Source organism: Idiomarina zobellii, from assembly GCF_900100855.1.
GTDB lineage: Bacteria > Pseudomonadota > Gammaproteobacteria > Enterobacterales > Alteromonadaceae > Idiomarina > Idiomarina zobellii.
The window spans coordinates 1-3,411 of sequence record NZ_FNCB01000028.1 but is presented as its reverse complement, the minus strand read 5'-3'; the positions used below and the strand labels follow the sequence as shown (position 1 = coordinate 3,411).

4 protein-coding genes are annotated in these 3,411 nt (G+C 41.7%); 1 reads left to right on the top strand and 3 read right to left on the bottom strand.

Features of this window, described 5'->3' with window-relative positions:
• Positions 1-399: 399 nt before the first annotated feature.
• Positions 400-1,026, bottom strand: coding sequence for a hypothetical protein (locus BLT32_RS12720; RefSeq protein WP_053954634.1), 627 nt, complete (start codon positions 1,024-1,026; stop codon positions 400-402).
• Between the two features lie 31 nt (positions 1,027-1,057).
• Between BLT32_RS12720 and BLT32_RS12715 the strand changes: the two genes are divergently transcribed.
• A complete protein-coding gene (locus BLT32_RS12715) occupies positions 1,058-1,396 on the top strand; it encodes a YnfA family protein (RefSeq protein WP_053954633.1) in 339 nt (112 codons plus the stop codon).
• Here BLT32_RS12715 and BLT32_RS12710 read toward each other — a convergent pair.
• Positions 1,393-2,148: a DUF3307 domain-containing protein gene (locus tag BLT32_RS12710; protein ID WP_053954632.1), complete on the bottom strand. Its 756-nt coding sequence runs from the start codon at positions 2,146-2,148 to the stop codon at positions 1,393-1,395. The two genes, BLT32_RS12715 and BLT32_RS12710, sit on opposite strands and share 4 nt — an antisense overlap.
• Positions 2,141-2,782 (bottom strand): hypothetical protein, encoded by a 642-nt coding sequence (locus tag BLT32_RS12955; RefSeq protein ID WP_053954631.1) that lies wholly within the window; start codon positions 2,780-2,782, stop codon positions 2,141-2,143. The genes BLT32_RS12710 and BLT32_RS12955 overlap by 8 nt, the downstream gene beginning before the upstream one ends.
• Positions 2,783-3,411: the final 629 nt, after the last annotated feature.

Sequence of the window (3,411 nt, the reverse complement as noted above, 5' to 3'; positions counted from 1 at the left end):
ACACTGTCTCAGCTAACCATCCACTTTGAAGGTCGACTGGATGGCCACATAGATTTATGAAAACTTGGCTGACACAGAATATTGAACACTCTCAAGACTTGCAACGAACAACGCCTGATTCTTGAGTTTGACAAGAATATGAAGCTTAGTATTTATATAGAGAACGAAGAGATTACCTCTTACAGAGGCAGTTACCAATCAATTTTACCTTCTACAATTCATGCGAAATTCAGTGATTTTAAAAATTCGGTAACGTTAGAACTCTCTCAAATTTCGGTGGAGACCTACGCAGGCATGAAAACCGCAGATAAAATAGTTGTCACCAAAAGTGACCAAGAAATATTACCTGTCGGCTGCAAATTTACGATTATCCATTATTGAGCTTCAGTTTTTTAAAGGCTACTTGTTCCTAGGGCACCCAGCATAGACTTCAGCGTAAGTTTTGCCAAAGCAGCGAATAAAGCTATCAACGATACTTAAATTAGGCGGCCACGGCACGTCGACAGGGTTTCCTTGTGCATCTCTGGGGTTAAATCCGGCGGGTTTTGGAACCATAGCCAGCTTTTCCCTGTAGGCTTTCAGTTTATTTAAATCGGACTCTAAAAACGCGATTGTTGCGTTAACGTAATGATTCCATCCGGAACCGTCTTTTTCAGCAGGTTTGGTTGCCTTCTCCATTAGCTCAATAGCGCGTTGATATTGCCCCGTTTCAGCGCGAAGTTGCCCTTCGTGCCATACCAATGTTTTCATGGCACCTTCCGGGACTTTGTTCTTTGTGTAATAGAGGTGGATAAGATCAGCCGCTGGCTTCAGGCATTCGCCATTTTTAACTAATGAGGGCCAACCTTCGTCATAGTTTTGATCAAACGCTCTGGGGCTTAGTTCCAGCATTTTTTCTTTGTCATAACTGCACTCGGGCTCTATTGGTGCGGCATTAGCAACACCCAGAGAGAGCAGAGTAAAGGCTAAGAAGCAACTGGAGAGAAAGGTGTTGTATGTCATTATTTCTTTTATAGTAGAACGCATAATTTAATTTCCCTATCTAAAGGCGCTGACTATGTCTGCTTTGTTAGTCACTAAAACGCTCGGACTGTTTTTTATAACCGCTATTGCTGAAATTGTAGGCTGCTACTTACCTTACCTGTGGTTGAAAAAAGATGGAAGTGCATGGTTATTGATACCTGCGGCAATTAGTTTGGCTCTGTTTGCCTGGTTACTTACCTTACACCCAGCGGAAAGTGGCCGAGTTTATGCTGCTTATGGTGGGGTGTATGTCGTAACTGCGTTGCTTTGGTTAAAAGCCGTGGAAGGTGTTTCGCTGTCTACCTATGACGTGGTAGGTGCTGCTTTTACTTTAACCGGTATGGCAATAATAGCCGCCGGATGGAATCATTAGTATGCCAATATTGACTGGGTGATTAAGCCTATGAGTAAAACAATGGAGAGGCTAGTGACTGTTCCTAGAAGGACGTATTCATGTTTGCTCTCGTCTTTAAATCGCAGAATTGATTTTGCGGCAATAACGAACCCAATAGCGGTAAATTGGTTCATCAAAATAAGCGTTAAAATAATAAATCTCTCTAAAATTCCAATTAAGGAACCTGCTTTGTCCAGCGATTCTTCGCTGCCCTGACTATAGCTGTCGGTATTATTTGATAAACGCCAAGGCTTAAGTACGAACTGAATAACAATAGAAGTTGGTTTTAAAATCAGCAGGTAAGAAAGTGTGATTGCGACAAACTCCAACGTGATCGCGTGTCGTAGTGTGTCGACATTGATAAAGGCAAAGTAGCCGAACAGGTATGCCCAGACACTGAGAATGACAATGAAATGTAGCAACTGATCGACGTTAAAGCAGAGTAGCGAACCTTTGCATTTAGGCAAGTGTGACTTAATGAGGTCAATCACGAAGTGAGTGCCGCCGATCACTAAACTTGCCCATATCAGAGTGAACTCAAAGCTTGAGGTAAATAACAAAACGATAAGAGCAAGAAGGGTGTGAGAGGCTGCGTGCCGCAGGTTTGCCAGTATTGAGGTTTTAGCCCCTTGAGAAGACTTACTTTTTATACTGCGGCTGGTTTGCAAATAAAAGTCACCGACAACATGAGCCAAAATTAACAGGGCCAGTATGACAAAATGATCAATCATGATTGAGCTCCTCATGAACCAGTGTTTCAAAATATTGAATTGAGTCAGCAACGAGCAAGTATTCACTGCTATTAAGGATTTTTGTGGTATTAGCGCGACTTTTTCCCAACTTATTTGCAAGCTCGGCGTGTGTCTGTGAGTCATCTAGTAAATATAAATAGAGCGCTTCAGCTTGCATGGGTGTCAAGGAACTGAGATGAGTGTCGAGTAACTTCACAACAATAGGAATATGGCGATTCAGTAGCTTGTTTTCGGAGCTGAAAACGAGGCGGTGTGACTTCATTTCATCTAGGTGTTTGCCTGATAAGATAAAGGCTTGCCCGGTAGAGGTTTTCACATCCTCTCTAAGATCTTTTACGTTACCGATGGCGATACTCTGACGCACGTCGATTTTATAATTATTAGATTTGAGCCTAAGACGAATCAGTATGGCTGCTTTTAACGCTTCCCAGGGGCAAAAGAAGGTGATTTGAAAAGAGTCCCCCCTGTAGATGTCGAAAGTAGCTTTGTTGCTTGCTTCAAAGGTCGTCAGCTCGTTCTTAAGCTGTTTTAGTAGCTCATCATAATGCGCTGAACTCAAACTTCGTGAGTCAACGATATCGCCTGTGATAACTGCTATAACATGCTTTTTCATATGATTGCCCAAATAACTCAGAAAAGTAACTGATTATAGTTACATTTAAGAATGTAACCGTTTTCAGTTACTTTTTCAAATGTAACTGAATTTAGTTACATTAAAGCGGTTTTTTGGATGGTGCGGCAGTCTTTGGGGGAAGAAAGCCCCCTGACTCTTTCAGAGGGCTTAAAACCTAAGGCTAGCGCATCGTGCATAAGTACCAACACAGGTAGGTTCTGTAAAAAATCTGGAAAGTTCTATGTGATAAGGCTTAGTGACCTTTTCCAGAAAAGTAGAGAAATATCTCCACTTTTCCTAAAATTCTGAGTTGTAGTATACCACTTTCCAGAATTTTATCTATTTGGCCTTAAGTCTAGCTGATCAATGCCTTCTAATGTTTGGACAACTTTTTCAACTTGTTCGCTATCAAAATCATCACGATCAGCTTCTTCATGCGTGCCTTTGTTAAGGTAAGTCCAAACTAAGTTATTTTCGGGAATGCCCAGAATATGCGTATAAGCTGTGATGAGAGGAGCTTTGTTTGGATGTTCGAAGAGAGTGTTCAATATTCTGTGTCAGCCAAGTTTTCATAAATCTATGTGGCCATCCAGTCGACCTTCAAAGTGGATGGTTAGCTGAGACAGTGT

Excerpts from the sequence above, each read along its gene's own strand:
- BLT32_RS12720 (WP_053954634.1), bottom strand. The coding sequence starts at position 1,026 with ATGCGTTCTACTATAAAAGAAATAATGACATACAACACCTTTCTCTCC.
- BLT32_RS12715 (WP_053954633.1), top strand. The coding sequence starts at position 1,058 with ATGTCTGCTTTGTTAGTCACTAAAACGCTCGGACTGTTTTTTATAACC.
- BLT32_RS12710 (WP_053954632.1), bottom strand. The coding sequence starts at position 2,148 with ATGATTGATCATTTTGTCATACTGGCCCTGTTAATTTTGGCTCATGTT.
- BLT32_RS12955 (WP_053954631.1), bottom strand. The coding sequence starts at position 2,782 with ATGAAAAAGCATGTTATAGCAGTTATCACAGGCGATATCGTTGACTCA.